The 19,188-nt window shown below is 64.5% G+C and carries 26 protein-coding genes and 1 pseudogene; 10 read left to right on the top strand and 17 right to left on the bottom strand.

Annotated features, from left to right (window positions below):
* Positions 1-402: a barstar family protein gene (locus XI02_RS21700; protein ID WP_172648012.1), complete on the top strand. Its 402-nt coding sequence runs from the start codon at positions 1-3 to the stop codon at positions 400-402.
* 82 nt (positions 403-484) lie between these two features.
* On the opposite strand, the gene XI02_RS21695 is transcribed toward XI02_RS21700, so the two are convergent.
* The 6 genes and pseudogenes from XI02_RS21695 to XI02_RS46405 form a co-directional block, all read right to left on the bottom strand.
* Entirely contained in the window at positions 485-760 is a 276-nt protein-coding gene (locus XI02_RS21695) for a hypothetical protein (protein ID WP_197971314.1), read from the bottom strand.
* Positions 761-987: 227 nt separating this feature from the next.
* A complete protein-coding gene (locus XI02_RS21690) occupies positions 988-1,320 on the bottom strand; it encodes a PRC-barrel domain-containing protein (RefSeq protein WP_172648013.1) in 333 nt (110 codons plus the stop codon).
* Between the two features lie 276 nt (positions 1,321-1,596).
* A complete protein-coding gene (locus XI02_RS21685) occupies positions 1,597-2,535 on the bottom strand; it encodes a cytochrome D1 domain-containing protein (protein WP_172648014.1) in 939 nt (312 codons plus the stop codon).
* A gap of 103 nt (positions 2,536-2,638) precedes the next feature.
* Complete coding sequence (locus XI02_RS21680) at positions 2,639-3,178, bottom strand: SRPBCC family protein (RefSeq protein WP_028340757.1); 540 nt, start codon at positions 3,176-3,178, stop codon at positions 2,639-2,641.
* Between the two features lie 156 nt (positions 3,179-3,334).
* Positions 3,335-3,817 carry an AAA family ATPase gene (locus XI02_RS46410; RefSeq protein WP_370168832.1) on the bottom strand — a complete coding sequence of 161 codons (483 nt, stop codon included), beginning with the start codon at positions 3,815-3,817 and terminating at the stop codon, positions 3,335-3,337.
* A 78-nt stretch (positions 3,818-3,895) separates the two neighbouring features.
* A pseudogene (locus tag XI02_RS46405) lies at positions 3,896-3,991 on the bottom strand (AAA family ATPase); the annotation flags it as partial.
* Between the two features lie 271 nt (positions 3,992-4,262).
* Between XI02_RS46405 and XI02_RS21670 the strand changes: the two are divergent.
* Together XI02_RS21670 and XI02_RS21665 are read left to right on the top strand one after the other, a co-directional pair.
* Positions 4,263-4,688 carry a PaaI family thioesterase gene (locus tag XI02_RS21670; protein WP_244980682.1) on the top strand — a complete coding sequence of 142 codons (426 nt, stop codon included), beginning with the start codon at positions 4,263-4,265 and terminating at the stop codon, positions 4,686-4,688.
* A gap of 4 nt (positions 4,689-4,692) precedes the next feature.
* Positions 4,693-5,016: a hypothetical protein gene (locus tag XI02_RS21665; RefSeq protein WP_172648016.1), complete on the top strand. Its 324-nt coding sequence runs from the start codon at positions 4,693-4,695 to the stop codon at positions 5,014-5,016.
* A 295-nt stretch (positions 5,017-5,311) separates the two neighbouring features.
* On the opposite strand, the gene XI02_RS21660 is transcribed toward XI02_RS21665, so the two are convergent.
* The 5 genes from XI02_RS21660 to XI02_RS45435 form a co-directional block, all read right to left on the bottom strand.
* Positions 5,312-6,187, bottom strand: coding sequence for a PCC domain-containing protein (locus tag XI02_RS21660; protein ID WP_172648017.1), 876 nt, complete (start codon positions 6,185-6,187; stop codon positions 5,312-5,314).
* Positions 6,188-6,191: 4 nt separating this feature from the next.
* A complete protein-coding gene (locus XI02_RS21655; protein ID WP_075968960.1) occupies positions 6,192-7,832 on the bottom strand; it encodes an acyl-CoA synthetase in 1,641 nt (546 codons plus the stop codon).
* A 210-nt stretch (positions 7,833-8,042) separates the two neighbouring features.
* Entirely contained in the window at positions 8,043-8,444 is a 402-nt protein-coding gene (locus XI02_RS21650) for an SPW repeat protein (RefSeq protein ID WP_016846072.1), read from the bottom strand.
* Between the two features lie 181 nt (positions 8,445-8,625).
* Entirely contained in the window at positions 8,626-9,369 is a 744-nt protein-coding gene (locus XI02_RS21645; protein ID WP_244980683.1) for a lipopolysaccharide assembly protein LapB, read from the bottom strand.
* Positions 9,366-9,569, bottom strand: a complete 204-nt coding sequence (locus XI02_RS45435) for a hypothetical protein (protein ID WP_244980684.1) — start codon at positions 9,567-9,569, stop codon at positions 9,366-9,368. The genes XI02_RS21645 and XI02_RS45435 overlap by 4 nt, the downstream gene beginning before the upstream one ends.
* A gap of 100 nt (positions 9,570-9,669) precedes the next feature.
* On the opposite strand from XI02_RS45435, the gene XI02_RS21640 reads away from it, so the two are divergent.
* Positions 9,670-9,942, top strand: a complete 273-nt coding sequence (locus XI02_RS21640) for a GNAT family N-acetyltransferase (RefSeq protein WP_038381101.1) — start codon at positions 9,670-9,672, stop codon at positions 9,940-9,942.
* 112 nt (positions 9,943-10,054) lie between these two features.
* Here the strand turns inward: XI02_RS21640 and XI02_RS21635 are convergent, their stop codons facing one another.
* Together XI02_RS21635 and XI02_RS21630 are read right to left on the bottom strand one after the other, a co-directional pair.
* A complete protein-coding gene (locus XI02_RS21635; RefSeq protein WP_172648018.1) occupies positions 10,055-10,846 on the bottom strand; it encodes a fumarylacetoacetate hydrolase family protein in 792 nt (263 codons plus the stop codon).
* Between the two features lie 105 nt (positions 10,847-10,951).
* Positions 10,952-11,365, bottom strand: coding sequence for a DUF3597 domain-containing protein (locus tag XI02_RS21630; protein WP_038387103.1), 414 nt, complete (start codon positions 11,363-11,365; stop codon positions 10,952-10,954).
* Between the two features lie 288 nt (positions 11,366-11,653).
* Here XI02_RS21630 and XI02_RS21625 point away from each other — a divergent pair, with 288 nt between their 5' ends.
* On the top strand, positions 11,654-12,565 hold the full coding sequence (locus XI02_RS21625; RefSeq protein WP_016846067.1) for a DUF2189 domain-containing protein: 912 nt from the start codon (positions 11,654-11,656) through the stop codon (positions 12,563-12,565).
* Between the two features lie 26 nt (positions 12,566-12,591).
* Here XI02_RS21625 and XI02_RS21620 read toward each other — a convergent pair whose 3' ends face one another.
* A complete protein-coding gene (locus tag XI02_RS21620) occupies positions 12,592-12,741 on the bottom strand; it encodes a hypothetical protein (RefSeq protein ID WP_172648019.1) in 150 nt (49 codons plus the stop codon).
* Positions 12,742-12,796: 55 nt separating this feature from the next.
* On the opposite strand from XI02_RS21620, the gene XI02_RS21615 reads away from it, so the two are divergent.
* Positions 12,797-13,612, top strand: a complete 816-nt coding sequence (locus tag XI02_RS21615) for a lytic transglycosylase domain-containing protein (protein WP_038381100.1) — start codon at positions 12,797-12,799, stop codon at positions 13,610-13,612.
* Positions 13,613-13,757: 145 nt separating this feature from the next.
* Here XI02_RS21615 and XI02_RS21610 read toward each other — a convergent pair whose 3' ends face one another.
* Positions 13,758-14,042, bottom strand: coding sequence for a hypothetical protein (locus XI02_RS21610; protein WP_057018525.1), 285 nt, complete (start codon positions 14,040-14,042; stop codon positions 13,758-13,760).
* Between the two features lie 722 nt (positions 14,043-14,764).
* Between XI02_RS21610 and XI02_RS21605 the strand changes: the two genes are divergently transcribed.
* The 4 genes from XI02_RS21605 to XI02_RS21590 all read left to right on the top strand — a co-directional run bounded on the left by XI02_RS21605 (position 14,765) and on the right by XI02_RS21590 (position 17,942).
* Positions 14,765-14,917: a DUF1127 domain-containing protein gene (locus XI02_RS21605; RefSeq protein ID WP_016846063.1), complete on the top strand. Its 153-nt coding sequence runs from the start codon at positions 14,765-14,767 to the stop codon at positions 14,915-14,917.
* A 110-nt stretch (positions 14,918-15,027) separates the two neighbouring features.
* On the top strand, positions 15,028-16,461 hold the full coding sequence (gene trmFO, locus XI02_RS21600; RefSeq protein ID WP_069278407.1) for a methylenetetrahydrofolate--tRNA-(uracil(54)-C(5))-methyltransferase (FADH(2)-oxidizing) TrmFO: 1,434 nt from the start codon (positions 15,028-15,030) through the stop codon (positions 16,459-16,461).
* A gap of 5 nt (positions 16,462-16,466) precedes the next feature.
* Positions 16,467-17,570, top strand: coding sequence for a serine/threonine protein kinase (locus XI02_RS21595; protein WP_069278408.1), 1,104 nt, complete (start codon positions 16,467-16,469; stop codon positions 17,568-17,570).
* Positions 17,571-17,723: 153 nt separating this feature from the next.
* Entirely contained in the window at positions 17,724-17,942 is a 219-nt protein-coding gene (locus XI02_RS21590; RefSeq protein WP_245164004.1) for a DUF1488 family protein, read from the top strand.
* Here the strand turns inward: XI02_RS21590 and XI02_RS21585 are convergent.
* Positions 17,939-18,802 (bottom strand): phytoene/squalene synthase family protein, encoded by an 864-nt coding sequence (locus XI02_RS21585; RefSeq protein ID WP_172648020.1) that lies wholly within the window; start codon positions 18,800-18,802, stop codon positions 17,939-17,941. The genes XI02_RS21590 and XI02_RS21585 overlap by 4 nt on opposite strands.
* On the bottom strand, positions 18,799-19,182 hold the full coding sequence (locus tag XI02_RS21580) for an Mth938-like domain-containing protein (RefSeq protein WP_038387097.1): 384 nt from the start codon (positions 19,180-19,182) through the stop codon (positions 18,799-18,801). Before XI02_RS21580 ends, XI02_RS21585 begins: the two co-directional genes overlap by 4 nt.
* Positions 19,183-19,188: the final 6 nt, after the last annotated feature.

Below are 19,188 nucleotides of genomic sequence, written 5' to 3'. Positions count from 1 at the left end.
GTGAGCGGGCTGCAAACAAGCTTCGCGCTCGAAGATGACAGCGCTCCACACACCGCTGCGGCGCGCGCAGACATTCCCGAAAACGTGACAAGCAAAGCAGCGCTCTTGGCAACGCTCGCAGCGCAGCTCCGACTCCCCGATTACTTTGGCAACACTTGGGATGCGTTCGAGGAATGTATTCGCGATCTCTCATGGTTGCCCCACGGTCCCGTATTCGTAGCGCATGCGGACGTGCCCCTGATTAGCGACGTGTCGAACGCCATGACCTATGTGGCAATTCTGAATGACGCTGTCTGCAAGATGTCGCGATCGGCGGACCATCCGCTTTCTGTCGCATTTCCACCCCAGTATCGCGACCAGGTCATGTGGTTGCTTCGAGCGGACCACGCCCGTCGCACGTAGCGCGCAGGATGGGCGGAGCGAAGCGAAACCCATCGACTCATCTCGCGGCTTGAACGATGGGTATCGCTTCGCTCCACCCATCCTACGGATTGCTGCGATAGGTAGCGATCTGCCAGACGTTTGCCCATGAATCCCGAACTGTCGCTCGTCTGTCACCATAAGGCGTATCCGCAGGCAGCTCGATCGATTCAGCGCCTGCCGCGATCGCTCGCCGGTAGGTCTCGTCCGTGTTCTGAACATAGACGTAGAGAAACGCCGGCATGGCCTCGCGCACGCCTCCGCCATCGCTGATCAGCGATGACCGAGTCTTCGATCCGGATTTCCGTCGGCGCTCCGGAGCGGACATCGCCCTGCGCATCGAAAACGTCTCGAAGGAATCTGGCCAACCCGGTGAGGTCGCTCGTGATAATTCGCGGTATGACGGAAGGCCAGCCGGCGGGCTTGAATTGGGGCATGTATACCTGTCTTGAACTAAGCAAGTAGCCCGCATGAGCGAAGCGATATGCGGGGTCTATCAGCCGAACAAGTTGACCGCTCCCGCATGTCGCTTCGCTCATGCGGGCTACGGCAGGCCTCAACTACGCCCTACACCGCCCAATAGTTCGGGTGCGTATACGATTGCGAGCGGTCGCCCCAGTCGAACTCGTCGCCGTCGAACTCCGACGGCCCTGCGCGCAAATCCTCCAGCGTCACCTCGGCCTCGAAGGCCTGGCGGACAGGATCGAATCGCAGCGCGGCCCATCTGACGGGATAGTGGTGGTGGGTACTCAGCACGCCGCCGGTCTTGATGATGGCGTAGGCCACCGTTCCGCTCACCTTGTCGAGCATCAGCCGCTCGATCGACCCAAGTTTCGTCCCGTCGCGCCCGAAGACGCAGACGTGTTCGACCCGGTCACTGGGCACCAAGGTATGATGCATGGCATCCTCCCTGTTTCCTGGTGTTTACCTGATAATATAGGCCTGCCGCGCTGGTGAGCCAATGGGTCGCAACTCGGCGACAGGTCGCAGGGCGCGGTTGGCTCTATCCTGCGGCGGCGGACGCTTGCACAATTTCGGAATAATAAAAACGTACCGCTGATTTGCCCGACGCGTCAAGTCGCTTTTCCCGAGTGGCCGTGTCGAATGCCGGCTCGCCGCCGGCTACTGTGCATGGGGTTGTTTTCGATATTTTGGGACACCCCACGCACGTTCCACCTACTCCGTCCTCCTCAGAAACGCCCCGAACGCTCTTGGGCCGTCGCCGACCTTGACCTCGCCAGTTACCTTCAGCTCGGCGGCGTCGATCACGCTCAGCGTGTTGCTCTCCCAGTTCGCGACCAGGATGCGCTTGCCGTCGGCGGTCGCCTCGATGCCTTCGGGGTAGTCGCCGACCGTGATCCGCTTCACGGGCTGCAACGTCGCGAGGTCGAACACGCTGACCTTGCCGTCATACTGGTCGGTGACGAAGCCGCGGCCCTGCGCCAGCGCCACCGCGTAGGGGCGCAGGCCGACATGCACGCGGCCGACCTCGCGGGCGGTCGCGATGTCGATCACGGAGACGTCGTTGGTGCCGACATTGGCGGTGTAGGCGCGCTTGCCGTCGGCATCGATGGTGACCCCGAACGGCCGCGTCCCGACCTTCACGATCCCCCGCCGCTCGCGCGAGGCGGCGTCGATGATGGAGACGCTGTCATCGTCGCGATCCGCCGACAGCAGCAGCAGCCCATCCGGCGTCACCGCCAGCCCGGACGGCGATGCACCGACCGCGATACTTGCGGCGACACGCCGCTCTCTGGCATCGATCACCCGCACCACGGCGGCGTACCAGTCGGCGACATAGACCGTCGCGCCGTCGGGCGCGACCGCGATGCCGAGCGGCCCGCCGCCGACATCGACCCGACCGACGACCTTTCGCGTCGACGCGTCGACCACGGTGACCGCCTTGGCATCCGGACTGGTCACATAGGCGAAGCGGCCGTCATTGCTGACGGCAACGCCGGCGGGCTTGCCGCCGATCGCGATGGTCGCGACCGGCTTCGAGGTCGCGAGATCGACCACCGTGAGGTCGTCGCTGAGCTGGTTGGTGACGAATGCCTCCTCGGCGCGCGCGGCGCCGAGGCTGGCGAGCAGCGCGACGAGCACAATCGCGCGCATCGCTAAAGCCCGATGAGATTGGGGCGAACCATGATCGCGCTCTAGCTCCTTGTTTTGAGCATGATCCTGTCGGAAAACCGCTTCGCACTTTGCCGGATCATGCTCAGGTCCCGCTCTCGATCTTCTTCTTCAGCGCTTCGAGCCCGGCCTTGTAGAGCCCGCTCACCGCCTTCACCGCGGCCTCGTCACTCAGCTCCGGCGGCGGATCATTGTTCGGAAAACCGCGGTAGAACGCGCCGGCCCATTCCAGCTTCGACTTGCCGTCGGGCGCCGGCGACACCGTCAGCGTCGAGGAATAGTTGGTGACCGGCAGCACCTTCACGTCGACCGCCGTGATCCGGTACGAATAGCTCATCATCTCCGGTTCGTATTTGTAGAGTTCCTCGTCGACGGTGGCGCCGGGCCCCAGCGTCAGCCGCCGCGTGGCGCCGATCTCGTTGCCCTTCTCGCCCTCGGTCTTGGTGACGCCGGCGAGCCAGCTCATGTCCTGGAAATTGCCGATCACCGCCCACACCTTGGCCTGCGGCGCGTCGATCTCGATCGATTCCCGCACCTTCTGGCGGGTCGGCCCGTGAGCCCACGCGGCCCCCAACACAGCCAATGCCGCCACCACGACGCAAGCTCGCGCGATCGTTCGCCTCATCCTTGTTCTCTCCCGATATGTGTCGGCCATCCGCCGTCTGGCGCATGCCGCAGTTTATGGTCCGGGTTCTAGACTAGATCGGGGACCGGCTTCTTGCACCAGAGCGAAGTCGCAGCCGGCGGCTTCCCCGGGAGGCAAGCCGGCCGGGCGGTGGGTTCACCCCTCGATCGCCGCCTCGACGAACCCTTTCGGATCGTCGCAGAACTCGCGCATGACCTTGTAATGATCTGTGTCCCTCAGGTTCACCGGCTCGAGCCCGTATTTCGTCAGCCGCAGCAGCGTCGCATTCGGATAGGCCATCAGCACCGGTGAATGCGTGGCCATGATCACCTGGCAGTGGCCGGTGCCGTTCATCCGGTGCAGCAGCTTGAGAAATTCGATCTGGCGCGACGGCGACAGCGCGGATTCCGGCTCGTCGAAGATGAAGATGCCCTGCCGCTGGCAACGCTCGTTGAAGAAGCGCAGGAAGCCCTCGCCGTGGGAATAGGACAGGAAGTTCGGCGGCACGTCCCCGACATCCAGCGCGGCCTCGTCGACATAGCGCGCCACCGAGAGAAAGCTCTCGGCGCGGAAGAACCAGCCATTCGTGATCTTAGGTAGCCAGCTGGCACGCAGCGCCGACGCAAGCGAGCCGCCCATCTTCTCAACGGCATTGCTGTGGTCGACCGCGCGATAACCCTTGCCGCCGCCGGCATCGTCATAGCCGGCCATCACGGCGATGCCCTCCAGCAGCGTCGACTTGCCGGTGCCGTTCTCGCCGACGATGATGGTGATCGCCTTGTCGAAGCTGAGCTCGAAATCGTCGCGCAGCAGCGGCAGCACGAATGGATATGCGTTGCGATTGGGAATGCGCGCGGGATCGAGCCAGACGCGCCTCAGATACGGCGCGGGCATGTTGATCGGGCGGTGTCGTCCTCTGGCCATTCGTCCTGCTTCCGGCACGCCGCGGCGGCGCCAACCACGATCCCAAATCGAGGTGAATCCGTCAAGAACACAACAAGAACACGCGAACTGGTCTGGCGCGCATGTCGGTGCACAATGCTAGGTTCAATGTCCCGCGCATACGACGCGGAATCAGCAAGCCTTGTTTGGGATCCCCGAAATGAAAACCTCGCCTCCGGAAGGGTTCAAGCTCCTGCCGAGCCGCCCAGGATTCATCGACCATAATGGCCCCTACTACTGGCGTGAGACCGGCGACGCCGCGCCTGAATGGGGGTTTCAGAGCGACGACCGGCACGGCAATCCCTACGGCTACATTCATGGCGGGGCGATCCTCGGCTTTCTCGATACCGCCCTCGGCAGTGCCGTGTTCATGGCAACCAAACGCAAATGCGCGACCGTTTCGCTGGACACGCGCTTCGTCGGAGGCGCCGCGCCGGGTCCACGGATCATCGGCCGCACGACCGTGAAAAAGGTGACGCGGACTTTCGCTTTCGTCGATGCGGAAGCCTTCGCCGACGACAAGCTACTGGTGACAGCCGCCGCCGTCTTCCGCGTCTTCGACGACTGAGCCGATGCCAAGTCGCGCCTACATGCTTTTCCGCAAGGCGATCCTCACCGAGCAGCAGGTCGTCTGCATCTATGACGGCCGGCCGCGCGAGCTCTGCCCGCACATCATCGGCCACAGCAAAAGCGGTGAAGAGGTCGTGCTGGCCTGGCAGTTCGCCGGCGAGAGCTCGGGCAAGCTTCCGCAATGGCGCTGCCTGCGGCTCGCCAATGTCAGCGACATCAGCCTGCGCAAGGGCCGTTGGCACGAGGGCGGCTCGCATCGCACCGAGCAACGTTGCGTCAGCGTCATCGACCTCGACATCAACATCGATGTCCGCAAGCGGCGGTGAGCGGCCCATACATCTGAGTTGCTTGACGGCGCAAGCACCGCTTTCCCTGCACCCTCCGCTCAAGCGAGGGCGGAGCGAAATGCAACGCTCGGGCAAACATGTCGCGAGAATACGGATGTGTGACGCGCAGGCGGCATGACACACTCCCTGTCGTCCCGGCGCGAAGGCCGGGACCCAACCACGAATGAGTATTGTTGCTCGACGCTGGAACGACGAGTCCCTCTCACAACAACTGCTGCGGAGTATGGGTCCCGGCCTTCGCCGGGACGACGCGGGGATGGGGTATGCCATGCCCCTACGGCTGCTCCGCCTCCGCCAGCACCTCCAGCGCCAGCTCCATCGTCATCAGCACCGGGTTGTCGCCGCGCACCAGGCGTCCCTCGGCGATGCCGCCGAGATAGTCGACCAGCGCGATGTCGAGCTCGGCATGCAGCCGGCCATCCGCGTCCGGTGCGATCTCGCCCGCGGTCACCGCGAGCTCGGTCGCGAACGGCACCACGCTGTGGCCGTCGGTGAAGACGGCCCCGATGGTCGAGCCGACGCCGCCATGCAGCCGCGCGCGCAGGATGCCGTGCTGGCGGCAGAAGCCTTCCAGCGCGCAGGCAAAATCCTGGTTCGGCCGGAGCCGGAGCGCGAAGGCATGGCTCGTGGTCTTCGCCCCGCGCGGCGCGCTGGCGACGGGGCCGAACAGCTTGAAATTGGTCTCGCTGTCCGCTTTGGCCAGGAACGTCGCGCCGTCGATCCCGAACGCGTTGACCTCGAACGGCTCGGCGACAATGGTTTCATCCGGCAGCATGTGGCCGCCGTTGAAGCGGCCATCGGCCTCGGTCCACAAGCCGTGGCAATGAAAGAACGGCGCGCCGTCGCGTTCGCCGAAGGTCAGCGCCGCAAGCTTGAGGCGTGTCACACCGTCGGGACGGAACGTGTCGCTGTAGAACGCGGCGTTGACGCCGTCCTTCGACAGCGCCGGCATCACATAGGCGAACGGCCCGACCGCGCCGCCCCTGGCGCTCAATACGCCGCCGGAAAATCCTTCTGCCGCAAAGCCGCGGCGCACGGCTTCGAGCAACGGAATGCCGGCCTCGAGCACGAATGAAAAGGCGCGGCCGCGCGCGCTGACCCATTGGATGCGCTCTGGATGCGGAGCGCCGGGCTGGGCGATGCTGCGCATCGCCTCACGCGCCCGTCGATTTGGCGATCACCTCGAGCAGCCCGCGCGCCTCGAGCTCGTCGCGGATCAGCCGCTTCGGCACCTTGCCGTAGCCGGACTTCGGCAGCGCCTCCCAGAAGAAGAAGCGCTTCGGCATCTTGTAGCGCGGCACTTTCGGCGCGAGATAGGCGGCAAGCTCCGCCTCCGCGACCGCCTCGGTGCCCTCGCGCGCGACGCAGACGGCGACGCCGACCTCGCCCCAGAACGGATCGGGCACGCCGAGCACCGCGACCTCGCCGACCGCGGGATGCGTCAAGAGCTTCTCCTCGATCTCGCGCGGATAGATGTTGGAGCCGCCCGAGATGTACATGTCGGAGGCGCGGCCGGTGATGTAGACGAAACCCTCCTCGTCCATATGGCCGAGGTCGCCGGTGCGGAACCAGCCGTCGCGAAACGCCTTCGCGTTGGCCTCGGGATTGTCGTAATAGCCCGCGAACACGCCGGGACCGATCACGCAGATCTCGCCGGTCTCGTGCGCCTTCAGCTCGCTTCCATCGTCGTCCTGGATCGAGACCTGCATCCCGGTGCGCTCGAAGCCGCAGGTGCCGATCCGCGCACGCGGCCCGTCCTCGGGATCGTGCAGGCCGGGCGGCAGCACCGTGATGTTGCCGGTGACCTCGCCGAGGCCGAAATATTGCACCAGCACGCCGCCGAGCTTGTGCAGCGCCGCCTTCTGGTCCTCGCGATACATCGGCGCGCCGGCATAGATGATGTAGCGCAGCGAGGAATGGTCGTGCTGGTCGGCGGCGGGATGCTCGACCATCATCTTCAGGATCGTCGGCACCGTGAACATGTTGCTGACGCGATGCTTGGCGATCAGCCGGAAGGCTTCGGCGATGTCGAACTTCTCCGACGGCAGCAGGATGGTCGGCACGCCGCGCGCAGTCTGCACCAATTGATGCACACCGGCGCCATGCGACAGCGGCGCCACCACCAGCGAGGCGTCCTCTTCCGTCGTGCCGGGCATCAGGTCGGCGAGATGGTTGGTGATGACGAAGGCCATCTGGCCATGGGTCAAGACGGCGGCCTTGGAGCGGCCGGTGGTGCCGGAGGTGAAGAAGAACCAGCAGGGATCGTCGTAGTCCACGGCAACGTTCTCGACCACAGCGCGGGCGTGTCTGGCGATGACATCACCGACGGTCGCCTCGCCGAACGTGCCCTCCTCCCCGATCCGCCAGACGAATTCGAGCGCGGGATTGGCGGCCGCCTTGGCATGTTCGGGGAAGTCGGCGTGGCAGAGAAATGCCTTGGCGCCGGAGGCTTCCGCGAGATAGGCGACCTCGTCCGGCATCAGGCGGAAATTGGTCGGCACCCACACCGCGCCAAGCCGGAAGGCCGCGAACATCGACCAGAACATCTCGTCGCAGTTCTTGGAATGCACCAGGATGCGGTCGCCCTTGACGATGCCGCGCGCGGCCAGCGCCGCCGCCAGCGCCGAGACGTTCTGGTCGATGTGACGCCAGGACCAGGCCTTCTCGTTCCAGATGAAGCCGGGTCGATCCCCGTGGCGGCGGGCGTTCTGGGTCAGGATGTAGGCGAGGTTCATCACCCGGCGCGACACCCGCGCGATCCCGCCGCGCGGAGCGGCAGCAGCCGTCCCGCTCATTGCCGCCCCGCCGATACGCACAACAGACAGGGCAAGGTCAGGACGGTCATCGGGTATTTCCTCGGTCAGAACCGGGCGTCTTCAAGCGCCGCAAGGGGTCGGTCCCACTTGGTTTATCGCCAAGCCGCCGCCTTCGGCAAGGCCCGCCGGGCGCACCCCGATGATACCGCGCGCCGGCGGCGGCCAACCCGTTGTTTTCTGCCCAGGCCGCTACTGCGGGTGCTTGGCGAGTTCCTGCTCGCTCAGGTTCCAGTCCTGCCACAGCTGCAACGCGCCTATAAAGGCGACCAGTGCGCCGAGCAGGATGTGCCAGAACTGCAGCCAGTGGTCCTCGGCATAACCGAAGACCAGGGGCGATGCCATCAGCCAGAGGCCGAGCAGGATGCTTGCGACCTCCTCCCAGCGGTGCAGCGCGACATATTCGAGCTGGGCGATGCCGAGCACCAGCATGCCGACCATGAAGCTGTTGAGGACGAGGTGGCTGCGCTCGATATCGACGGCGCCGCTCACCTGCATCGGAAACCAGGGCGAGACCATGATCAGCACGCCGAGCAGCATGCCGACCCAGTCCTCCCAGGGACGGTGTGTGTTGAAGAAACGATTGTCCGACATGACGAACCTCCTCCGACAAGAGGCATACGTTCGGCGGCCGGCTCCGCCACTCCGTACCAGACGACCATCCGGCCGCATCAGGGGCGTATGTCTGACATCAAACCTAATCGAACTGCATCCGTCCGCAAGGCCCGTCCAGCGGGTGTGCGACGCGGCAGCGGCGATCGTGGCCGGCAGGGTGTCACCGGGCCCCACCGAGCCGCGCCAGTGCCCCCTTGGCGCTTTGCAGATCGGGCTGCAGCTCGAGCGCCTTGCGGAAATCGGCCGCCGCACCCTTCTTGTCGCCGAGCCGCAGCTTGGCCTGGCCGCGATTATTCCAGGAATAGACGTCGTTCGGATCGTATTGCAGCGCCTTGTCGTAATCGGCGAGCCCGCCCTTGTTGTCACCCTGATAGAGACGGATCATGCCGCGGTTGCGCCAGCCGCGCGCATCGGTCGGCGCGATCCTCGCCGCCTCACCGTAATCGGCGGCTGCGCGATCGAGCTGCTCGGTATCGCGATAGACATTGCCGCGGTTGATATAGGCGAGCACGTTGGGCTCGAGCCTGATCTCCGTGGTGAAGTCGGCGATCGCATGCGCAGCGTCGCGCTTGCGGTAGTAGACGAAGCCGCGATTGCCGTAGGCGGTGGCGAGCTGCGGATTGTATTTGATGGCGAGGCTGAGATCGGCCAGCGCGCGGTCGAGATCGCCCTTGTTGAGCCAGGCATCGCCGCGATTGTTGTAGGCCAGCGCGAACGCCGGATCGATGCGGATCGCCTCGTCGTAATCGGCAATCGCATGATCGAGATCGCGCTTGAAGGCGTAGACGCGGCCGCGATTGGTGTAGGCGCAGGCATAGGCGGGATCGAGCTTGATGGCCTCGTTGAGGTCGGCGAGCGCTGCATCGAGCTCGCGCTTCTCGGTCAGCCCATGGCCGCGATTCAATAGGCGCCGGCCAGCCGCTTGCCGGTCTCGGTCTTGCCGTCGATCACCGTGGTGCAGGCGGCCACGCGGTCGCCGGGCGCTGTCGTCAGGCCGACGCAGGTCTGCCAGTTCGGATCGTCGCCGGCGGCGGCTTTCGGCGGGTTTGGAAGCGTCAGGGCGGCGCCGAGCAATACGGCGGTCAGGCAGGCCAAAATGCGCATATCGTCAATCCACAAATGCCAATTTGCGGGTTGGTCGCGGCTTTGCACCGGCGGGTTCACACGCTTACATCAGGGCCTGTCAATCAACCGGGATTTTGCGATGACCGCCGTGCGCGACAACAGGGATCAAAACCGCTTCGAGCTCGACACCGAGGCCGGCACAGCCTTTGCGAACTACCGGCGGACGCCCGCGGTCGTCATCATCACCCATACCGAAACACCGCACGCCCTGCGCGGCCGCGGAATCGCATCGGAGCTGGTCAAGGGTGCGCTTGAGCTGATCCGCGCCGACGGCCGCAAGGTGATCGCCGGCTGCGGTTTCGTGGTGGATTACCTCGACAAGCATCCGGAATACGCGGACCTTGCCGGCTAGAGCCCGTTCCGTTCCGATGGAATCGGAACGGGGCTCTAGCCGCTCCTTATGACGCGTTCTCTTTACGCGAACCGGTATCCACTTCGCTCGAAAACGCTTTTGCCCGCGTTCGTCAGACGATCTTGATCGACATGTCGGGCAGGCCCTCGAGCTTGCACAGCAGCACGTCGCCCTTGACCACAGGGCCGACGTTCTCCGGCGTACCGGAATAGATGATGTCGCCGGCCTTCAGCTCGAATGCCTCGGACAGCTTTGCGATCTGCTCGGCGACGCTCCAGATCATGTTCTTCAGATCCGAGCTTTGTCGCACCGTGCCGTTGATCGCGAGCGAGATCGCCCCTTGCGTGAAATGGCCGGTCTTATCAGCCGGATGGATCGGCCCGAGCACCGCGGCATGGTCAAAGCTCTTGCCGATCTCCCAGGGCTTCTTCTCCGCGGCCATGCCGTTCTGCAGATCGCGCCGCGTCATGTCGAGGCCGAGCGCGTAGCCATAGACGTGATCGAGCGCCTTGTCGGCCGGAATATTGGTGCCGCCGGACTTCAACGCGGCGACCAGCTCGACCTCGTGGTGATAGTTCTTGGTCAGCGACGGATAGGGATGATCGGCGACGGTGCCGATCGCGACATTCTGGATCGCATCCGTCGGCTTCTGGAAGAAGAACGGCGGCTCGCGCGTCGGGTCCGAACCACGCTCGATCGCGTGCGCGGCGTAGTTGCGGCCGATGCAGTAGATGCGGCGAACCTGAAACACCTCGCTGGCGCCGACGATCGGGATCGTCACGGCCGCGACCGGAAACATCGCCTTTGGCGCGGCCTCGGCATGGACCGGCGCGGATTGCGCGGCGGCACCGGCCAGTGCGAGGGCGCCGGTCGCAAGCATCGTCCGGCGATCGAGATCAGTCATGGGCGTTCTCCTCGTTGTTGTTGGCCGATCTATAGATGCTCGCCGGTCGATAAAAAAGGGCCCGCGCTGGCGCGAGCCCTGGCTATGCGCGGGAGGATGATCCCGTCAGTGCTTGATGTCGGGGGGCAGCTTGCCGCCATTTGCCGCGAGCTTCGTCATCACCTGCTTGTGCAGCCAGATGTTCATGCTGGCGGAATCGTTGGTATCGCCGGTGTAGCCGAGCTCCTTGGCGAGCTCCTTGCGGGCCGACAGGCTGGAGTCGATGTCGAGCGCCTTCATCAGGTCGACGATCGAGGTCCGCCACTCGAGCTTCTCGCCCTTCGCGGCAACCGCCTTGTCGAGAATCGGGGCGACGTCAACCGACTGCGCCGGCGCCGCACCGGCGGGCACCGCGGCGGGAGACGACGATGCGCTGCCGGATCCACCGGCGGGAGCTGCGCTTGTGGCCGTTCCGCCGGCGGGCGCGGCGCTGGCGCTACTGCCGAAGATCGCGCCCATGATTTTTCCAAAAATGCTCATCGTTCGCTCCCAAGAGAGTTGAGATGTGAAGGCCAGACGGCCTTGGCGCGCCTGACCGAGGTCGCAGTTCAAGTCTATCGCCCCCTCCATAGCTTGCCAATGCGACATTCACTTAAGCGTGAGTGCTTTTGGCACGGTTTGGGAGTACCCTTGTTTTACAGTTCGCGACACGGCCAGTTCCCTGCTCTGTCTTTCGCGTCTGGCTTGCTCGTGATCGCTTCGAGAGGCGGCAGGTTTGTGCCCGCGTGCCGGGCGCCAGATGCGACCGCCCAGAGGGAGACAACGACCATGGCCACGTCATACCAAGGCAATGTCACATCGATGACGCAGAGCGGACAAGGCGCCGCGTCTGCGCCTGTCATCCGCACCATCGGCCTGTCCGATTTGCATCATGCGCTGCGTCTCGGCTGGGAAGACTTCAAGGCGGTGCCAAGTCACGCCATCATCCTCTGCCTGATCTATCCGGTGCTCGGCCTCGTGCTTGCGCGCACCGTGCACGGCTATTCCGTGCTGCCCCTGCTGTTTCCGCTGGCCGCGGGCTTTGCCCTGCTCGGCCCGTTTGCCGCCATCGGCCTCTACGAGATGAGCCGCCGCCGCGAGGATGGCGGGGAAGCATCTGCTTGGGATGCCATGGAGGTATTCCGCTCACCGTCATTCGGCGCGATGCTCGGGGTCGGAACGCTGCTGTTCGCGCTGTTCGTTACCTGGATCGCCACCGCCCAGGCGATCTACACGGCGGTGTTCGGCTATGAGACCGCGGCCAACATTCCCGATTTTGCCGCGCGCGTGCTGACCACCCAGCAAGGCTGGTGGCTCATCGTGGTCGGCTGCAGCGTCGGCTTCCTGTTCGCGCTCGTCGCGCTTTGCATCAGCGTGATCGCCTTCCCCATGATGCTCGACCGCCAGGCAACCGCTGGCGAAGCCATGGTGACGTCGATGCGCGCCGTCGCACAGAACCCGGTGCCGATGGCGGCCTGGGGCCTGATCGTCGCGGTGCTGCTGGTGCTGGGCACGATCCCGTTCTTCCTCGGGCTTGCCGTGGTGATCCCGCTGCTCGGTCACGCCACCTGGCATCTCTATCGCGAGGTCATCGTCAAGGATCCGAACGCGCGGCCGGTGATCCCCGAACCGCGCGAGCGCAAGCCCGCCGCGGACTTCCCGGCCAATCTGTTTCCGTGGCGGCGCGGCGATCGCGGCTAAGCGCCGCTAACCCGGATTCGTAAACGTCAAAGCAACCGCCGGCCGATATGTTCGGCCGGCGGTTTGTCGTTCAGGATCGTCAAATGGGTGTGAAACTGGCGTGGCATTTGCAGCGCTACCTGAGGAAAAAGCGGCTCGGTCACGAGCCTTGTTTTGGCCGCTGTTGCCGCGAACATACCCGCCGCCCTTCGCGACCATCGATGACATCGCAGACTCCGGAGTGAATTGCCTATGACCTCTCGCCTTTGCTTTCGCACGCTCGCCATTGGCGCGTGGCTCCTGACCTCGACGGCGTCGGCGCTGGCCGCCCAATGCGGCACGGGCACGTTCGAATCCTGGCTCGACGATTTCAAGAAAGAGGCTGCGACGAAGGGCATTTCGCAGAACGCGATCCAGGCCGGGTTGACCGGCGTCACGCAAGACAAGGCGATCCTCGCCCGCGACCATTCGCAGCAGGTGTTCAGCCAAACGTTCGAGCAGTTCTCGGGCCGCATGGTGCCGCCGCGGCTCAATCGCGGCTCCGACATGATGAAGCGCTACGGCTCCGTGCTGTCGCGGATCGAGGAGGCCTACGGCGTGCCGGGCGAGATCCTGGTTGCGATCTGGGGACTGGAGACCGATTTCGGCGTCAACACCGGCAAGTTTCCGACCATACGTTCACTGGCGACGCTCGCCTATGACTGCCGCCGCTCCGACATGTTCAAGGCCGAGTTGATGGACGCCTTGCGCATCGTCGAGCGCGGCGATCTGCCGCCGCAGGAGATGCGCGGCGCCTGGGCCGGCGAGATCGGCCAGACTCAATTCATGCCGTCGTCCTACATCAAGTTCGCGGTCGACTTTGACGGCAACGGCAAGCGCGACCTCCTGCACAACGTGCCCGACGTGCTGGCGTCGACGGCGAACTATTTGAAGAGCTATGGCTGGAAGAAGGGCAAGGGCTGGGAGCCCGGCAGCGAGAATTTTGCGGTGATCCAGCAGTGGAACAAGAGCGAGGTTTACGCCAAGACGATCGGCTACTTCGCCACCCAACTCGCCAAAGCTCCGTAGCGCTTTCACACCAGCTCGAGCGGCGCAGCGAGCCAAGGACGAGGCCACCCTTCTGCTCTGACTCGATCAAAGCCGGTCCAGCTACGGATGAATCAAAAAGGGCCGACTGCCCCAGGCAATCGGCCCTTATCGCCATGATCAAAACCTACTTCGCCATGCTGGCTTCGGCAGCCTTGCTGAGATGCGCGCCGCAAGCACCCCACTGGTTGTTCAGCATCGCGTCCTGAGCGAGCGAGACTTCCTTCTCCGCCGCGAATTTGACCTCATTGTCAGCCATAGCTTCGACTGCAGCTTCGGTCTTGCCGAGATTGGCACCGCTGCAGCCGAGGCCCGCGTGATGACGATGCGCGGCCTGAGCGGGAGCGACAGCGTAGGCAACGGCAGCCACGGTGGCTGCAGCGATCAATGTCTTAATCATGGGATGATCCATCTGTTGTTCTTGGACAGATCCCAGCGTGATTGCGGAATCTGCGGAACGATTATTCGCTGTTCCCGAGACCGTTCAGAATGAACTTCGCGCGATACAAACGTGATGAGCGCTGCGCGCGTATCGCGCATGCGTTGCATAGTGTTTTGATTACATGTCGGTAAGGAAGCGGCGCCGCAATAGCATTGCTGGGCACGTTCACTTCAATCGAGCTGCACTTCCGATAATCAGTAGCGCGTTCGCGCGGCAGGCGAAAATCTGAGCGGGTAGGACGACCAAATTACCTCCGAGGTCAATGCGACTGATTGACGCTGCGTCTGCCTAGGTGGCAACCCCATCATGTTATGAATATTAAATCATTTATACAGCAATATTCCGCATGCGAATCACGCATGGAACACGCTGCCGTGATCTGGCGTCAGACGCGCGCCATCCCTTGACCGAACGGTCCGTAATTACCATATGAACAGCGTAGTTCAAGTCACCACCATTCTTCTAACTCACTGATCTCAAGAAGCTTTTGACGCCGTCGCCCGGCTCTGCGGAACTTTGGTCCACCGGACCTGGCTCCATGCGCCAAACGGTTAACCGGAACTTACTGCCGCCATGCGTTTTGAGCCTAGCTGCATCGCAACATCGGAACTACCGCACTGCACTATATCATCTATATTCACTTCAACGATGAAGCTTTAGAAAAGCTGAATCTGAATTACTAGGAGACTACCATGTTGCTCTCGCTCATCCGCATGATCCAGGCTTTCCGGGATTATCAGCGCAATGTCAGCGAACTGTCCCAGCTCAGCGATCGTGAACTCGCCGATATCGGCCTCGACCGCTCGGACATTCCGCGCGTTGCCGCCGGCACCTACAACGGCTAATCGGCCGCAAGCCATCTGCTAGACGGATAACGCCCGCTTCCACAGCGGGCGTTGTCGTTTGTGGTGCGGTTTCAGATGCATATGAGATCAAAACGCGCTAACGCTGCGCGATGACACCGCATCAATCCTCTTCCCAACCCGTGCACATCGTGGGCGCGGGGCTCGCCGGCTCGGAAGCCGCCTGGCAGGTCGCCAATGCCGGCGTCCGCGCCGTGCTGCATGAAATGCGCCCGCACAGGATGACTGAGGCGCATCGGACCGACGGTTGCGCCGAACTGGTCTGCTCGAACTCCTTCCGCTCCGATGATGCCGCCAACAACGCGGTCGGGCTGCTGCACGCCGAGATGCGGCGGCTGGGCTCCCTGATCATGCGCTCGGCCGACGCCAACCAGGTGCCCGCCGGCGGCGCGCTGGCGGTCGACCGCGACGGCTTTTCGGCCGCCGTCACCAAGGCGCTGAACGAACATCCGCTGATCGAGATCAGCCGCGAGGAAGTCGCAGGACTGCCGCCGGCCGACTGGAGCAACGTCATCGTCGCGACCGGTCCCCTCACCTCGGCGCCGCTTGCCGACGCCATCAGGCAGCTGACCGACGAGAGCGCGCTGGCATTCTTCGACGCGATCGCGCCGATCGTGCACAAGGATTCCATCGACATGTCGGTGGCCTGGTTTCAATCGCGCTACGACAAGGTCGGCCCCGGCGGCACCGGCGCGGACTACATCAACTGCCCGATGACGAAGGAGCAATATGACGCCTTCGTCGCCGCGCTGCTCGACGGCGAGAAGGTCGACTTCAAGGACTGGGAGACCAACACGCCCTATTTCGACGGCTGCCTGCCGGTCGAGGTGATGGCCGAGCGCGGTCACGAGACGCTGCGCCACGGGCCGATGAAGCCGGTGGGATTGACCAATCCGCACAACCCGACCGTCAAGCCGTATGCGATCGTCCAGCTGCGGCAGGACAACAAGCTCGGCACGCTCTACAACATCGTCGGCTTCCAGACCAAGCTGAAGCACGGCGCGCAGCAGCGCGTGTTCCGCACCATCCCCGGCCTCGAGAACGCGGAGTTCGCCCGCCTCGGCGGCCTGCATCGCAACACCTTCCTGAACTCGCCAAAGCTGCTCGACGGTCAGCTGCGTCTGCGCGCGCAGCCGCGGCTGCGCTTCGCCGGGCAGATGACGGGCTGCGAGGGTTATGTCGAGTCGGCCAGCGTCGGCCTGATCGCCGGCCTCTGCGCCGCCGCCGACATGCGCGGTGCCGCGCTGACGCCGCCGCCCGCGACGACCGCGCTCGGCGCGCTGCTCGGCCACATCACCGGTGGCCACATCGAAACGATCGAGGCCGGGTCGCGCTCGTTCCAGCCGATGAACATCAATTTCGGTCTGTTCCCGCCGCTGGCCAGTGCGCCGACCAAGAAGCCGGACGGCTCGCGGCTGCGCGGCAACGAGAAGACCGTCGCCAAGAAGCAGGCGATCAGCGCGCGCGCGCTCGCCGATCTCGACCACTGGATCGCAGAGCATCTGCGCGTTGCGGCAGCGGCCTGACAGTCATGAGCTTGCCGAAAGACGATGACACCACCCTGTCGGTGCGGTGGAGCCAGGGCGTGCTGCTCAAGCGCGACGTGTTCTCGACCGTCGAGCGTGGCCGCTTCCGCGCCGATGACGGCGAGGTCGATGGCGTGCTGCGCCGGCTCGATCAGGTGCCGTTCTGGTCGTTCGGCCTGGCGCTGCATCTGTTCTCCCGCGAGCGCCGCGCGCTGACCTTGGCGCGCGACCTCGACGTCGGGCCGAAGCTGTTGTGGGCCGGCCGGCGCGCGCTGGTGCGCGGCTTCATCGACGGCGCGGCGCTGCATCTGGCGAAGCCGCATGGCGATGTCGCCTATTTCCGTTCCGCCAAGGCCGCGTTGCGCAAGCTGCATCGCGCCGGCATCTGCCACAACGATCTCGCCAAGGAGCAGAACTGGCTGGTCGGCCGCGATGGCCGCGCCTACCTCACCGACTTCCAGCTTGCCGCATGCTTCAAGACCCGCAACCGGCTGTTCCGCATCGCCGCCTATGAGGATCTTCGGCATCTGTTGAAGCACAAGCGCAGCTACGCGCCGGAGGCGTTGACGCCGAAAGAGCGTAAGGTGCTCGCAAAGAAGTCCGCGGTCGCCAGCATCTGGCTCAAGACCGGCAAGAAGGTCTACCAGGCGATCACCCGCGGCATCTTCAATTTCACCGACCGCGAAGGCGGCGGCCGGAGACTGGTCAACGACGCCCCGGTATTGATCGATCTGATCCGCAAGAATCCGCAGGTGCGCGACACCGCGATCGTCGCCTTTGCCGACCGGCGCGTCGGCGTCGGACTCTATGCCTTCGTCGAGGCGGACCAGTCCGCGCTGGAGAAGACGCTGCGCAATGAGCTTACCGCGGCCAGGGGCGTCAAGCCGCCCGAACACATCCAGATCGTGCACGCGCTGCCGCGCGATGCCGCCGGCAAGCCGCGCACCGAAATCCTGCAGCTCGTCGCCATGAACCAGATCGACCTGATCGAGCCGATGATGCGCAGCGACGCCGATCGCGAGTTCCTCAAGGACATCCTCGAGCAACGCAAGAATCTGCGCGACCGCTTCAATTTTGAAGTCGCCGAGATGGACCGGCCGACAGGTTAGAGCGCGCTTCTCGGCGCGTGGCCCTCGACAAACGCGGCGCGAAGCTCCACTCTTTGCGAGGGGTAGCGCGCTCAAGGGACAAGTTTAATGCCACTCACCCGTGGCCGAATCGGGGGATATGATTCCGAACGACTGGCGTTTGGATTCACCATGATGAACGGCGACCAGGAAATCGAATGCCAGATCAGCGACGCCGCGCTGGACGAGCTGGCCGGCACGCGCGGAACGGCGAGCATGGCGCGGCAAGCCCAGTTCGTTGCGCTGCGCGACGCGGTCGAGCAGATCGCATCCGACATCTATGACAGCGGCCCGATGGTCAAGGGCGCAACGATCCGGATCTTCACCAAGCACATCCCGAAAGAGCAGAGCTAGCGACCGAATTCCTCCGTGCGCGCGGCTCGCCACAACGTCCAGAGCGTGCGCAGACGCGAGACCGGCTTCGGCAGGAACGGGTCGTTGTCGGCTCTCCTCGCCCGGTTCAGCTCGCGCCTGACGCAAGCGAGCGGCAGAAAGATCGGCCTCACGCCGGACGGGACATCCGCAAGCAGTCCGAATGCGGTCTTGAGATGACCCTGGGCCGCGTCCGCAAGCTGATCGATCGCGGCACGGATGTTCGGCGTCACCTCGCCGGCAAACACCTCCTCCTTGCTGCCGCCGTGCTGCTGCAGCAGCTGCAACGGCAAGAACAGCTGCTGCCGTGAGGCGTCGCGGCCGAGCGAAGCGATGACCTGCGCCATGCCCTGGGCAAGACCCGCATGACGGGCCAGGTGATCGATCGCCTCCGACGGCCGCGCCACCACGCGCGTGGCCTGCGAGAACAGCACCGAGGCCGTGGCGTCGAGATAGCCCTCGAGCGCGGTCAGCGACGGCATCGGGTCGTTGTAGAGATCGAACTGGTGCTCTTCGACCAGCAGCGAGAATGGCGAGACCGGCAGACGGTGATTGCGGATCGTGTGCAGCAGTTCTGCCGCGACCGGATTGCCCTCGACGCCGCCATGGCCCGCGCCGGCCAGCATGTCGGTCCACCATTGCAGCCGCATCTCGCCGGGCAGCGGCTGGCTGACCTGCTCGTGCACGCGCGAGACCTCGATGTTGAAGGCGTAGATCGCAAGCATCGCCCGCCGTTCCGGACCCGGCAGGAACAAGGTCGACGCGTAGCGCACGAAGTCATGGCTCCGCACCAGATCGGCGCAGAAGGCCGCGCCGTCCTTCGGTGCCTCCGTCGCGCTCATGGCACCGCGATCAGCGCCGCTGCGACGCGCCGCCGCTCGCCCAGCATGATGTTGTAGGTGCGGATCGCAGGTCCCGTCTGCATCGGATCGAGCACCACCCGCACGGCCCGCAGGGCCTCGCGCAAGCCCTTTGGCGGGACCCAGACGTCGGTGCCGGTGCCGACGATCAGCGTGTCGATCGCGTTGGCGGCCGCGAACACCTTTTGCAGCGAGTATTCGTCGATCTCCTGCGGCCTGGTGACCGGCCAGGCCCAGATCGAGTCAGGCAGGCACAAGAGCGAGCCGCGGTGCGACATATCGGCAAACGCGAAGCCACCCTTGCCGTAGGCCTCGATCGGCGCCGACCTCGGAAGATGGGGAGCGTCCGAGGGGTTGCTCATGACCGG

The sequence above is a fragment of the Bradyrhizobium sp. CCBAU 21365 genome, from assembly GCF_015291305.1.
In the GTDB taxonomy this organism is placed as follows: Bacteria; Pseudomonadota; Alphaproteobacteria; order Rhizobiales; family Xanthobacteraceae; genus Bradyrhizobium; species Bradyrhizobium elkanii.
Note: the sequence above shows the minus strand (reverse complement) of the source record. Positions and strands in the feature narration are given on the sequence as shown.

Bases quoted from the DNA above. Each gene is read 5' to 3' on its own strand.
- XI02_RS21580 (WP_038387097.1), bottom strand. From the start codon at position 19,182: ATGAGCAACCCCTCGGACGCTCCCCATCTTCCGAGGTCGGCGCCGATC.
- XI02_RS21595 (WP_069278408.1), top strand. From the start codon at position 16,467: ATGAGCTTGCCGAAAGACGATGACACCACCCTGTCGGTGCGGTGGAGC.
- XI02_RS21680 (WP_028340757.1), bottom strand. From the start codon at position 3,178: ATGAGGCGAACGATCGCGCGAGCTTGCGTCGTGGTGGCGGCATTGGCT.
- XI02_RS21695 (WP_197971314.1), bottom strand. From the start codon at position 760: ATGCGCAGGGCGATGTCCGCTCCGGAGCGCCGACGGAAATCCGGATCG.
- XI02_RS21655 (WP_075968960.1), bottom strand. From the start codon at position 7,832: ATGAGCGGGACGGCTGCTGCCGCTCCGCGCGGCGGGATCGCGCGGGTG.
- XI02_RS21620 (WP_172648019.1), bottom strand. From the start codon at position 12,741: ATGTTCGCGGCAACAGCGGCCAAAACAAGGCTCGTGACCGAGCCGCTT.
- XI02_RS46410 (WP_370168832.1), bottom strand. From the start codon at position 3,817: ATGGGCGGCTCGCTTGCGTCGGCGCTGCGTGCCAGCTGGCTACCTAAG.
- XI02_RS21610 (WP_057018525.1), bottom strand. From the start codon at position 14,042: ATGGATCATCCCATGATTAAGACATTGATCGCTGCAGCCACCGTGGCT.
- XI02_RS21685 (WP_172648014.1), bottom strand. From the start codon at position 2,535: ATGCGCGCGATTGTGCTCGTCGCGCTGCTCGCCAGCCTCGGCGCCGCG.
- XI02_RS21665 (WP_172648016.1), top strand. From the start codon at position 4,693: ATGCCAAGTCGCGCCTACATGCTTTTCCGCAAGGCGATCCTCACCGAG.
- XI02_RS21625 (WP_016846067.1), top strand. From the start codon at position 11,654: ATGGCCACGTCATACCAAGGCAATGTCACATCGATGACGCAGAGCGGA.
- trmFO (WP_069278407.1), top strand. From the start codon at position 15,028: ATGACACCGCATCAATCCTCTTCCCAACCCGTGCACATCGTGGGCGCG.
- XI02_RS21615 (WP_038381100.1), top strand. From the start codon at position 12,797: ATGACCTCTCGCCTTTGCTTTCGCACGCTCGCCATTGGCGCGTGGCTC.
- XI02_RS21630 (WP_038387103.1), bottom strand. From the start codon at position 11,365: ATGAGCATTTTTGGAAAAATCATGGGCGCGATCTTCGGCAGTAGCGCC.
- XI02_RS21650 (WP_016846072.1), bottom strand. From the start codon at position 8,444: ATGTCGGACAATCGTTTCTTCAACACACACCGTCCCTGGGAGGACTGG.
- XI02_RS21585 (WP_172648020.1), bottom strand. From the start codon at position 18,802: ATGAGCGCGACGGAGGCACCGAAGGACGGCGCGGCCTTCTGCGCCGAT.
- XI02_RS21605 (WP_016846063.1), top strand. From the start codon at position 14,765: ATGTTGCTCTCGCTCATCCGCATGATCCAGGCTTTCCGGGATTATCAG.
- XI02_RS45435 (WP_244980684.1), bottom strand. From the start codon at position 9,569: ATGCGCATTTTGGCCTGCCTGACCGCCGTATTGCTCGGCGCCGCCCTG.
- XI02_RS21590 (WP_245164004.1), top strand. From the start codon at position 17,724: ATGAACGGCGACCAGGAAATCGAATGCCAGATCAGCGACGCCGCGCTG.
- XI02_RS21640 (WP_038381101.1), top strand. From the start codon at position 9,670: ATGACCGCCGTGCGCGACAACAGGGATCAAAACCGCTTCGAGCTCGAC.
- XI02_RS21690 (WP_172648013.1), bottom strand. From the start codon at position 1,320: ATGCATCATACCTTGGTGCCCAGTGACCGGGTCGAACACGTCTGCGTC.
- XI02_RS21660 (WP_172648017.1), bottom strand. From the start codon at position 6,187: ATGCGCAGCATCGCCCAGCCCGGCGCTCCGCATCCAGAGCGCATCCAA.
- XI02_RS21635 (WP_172648018.1), bottom strand. From the start codon at position 10,846: ATGACTGATCTCGATCGCCGGACGATGCTTGCGACCGGCGCCCTCGCA.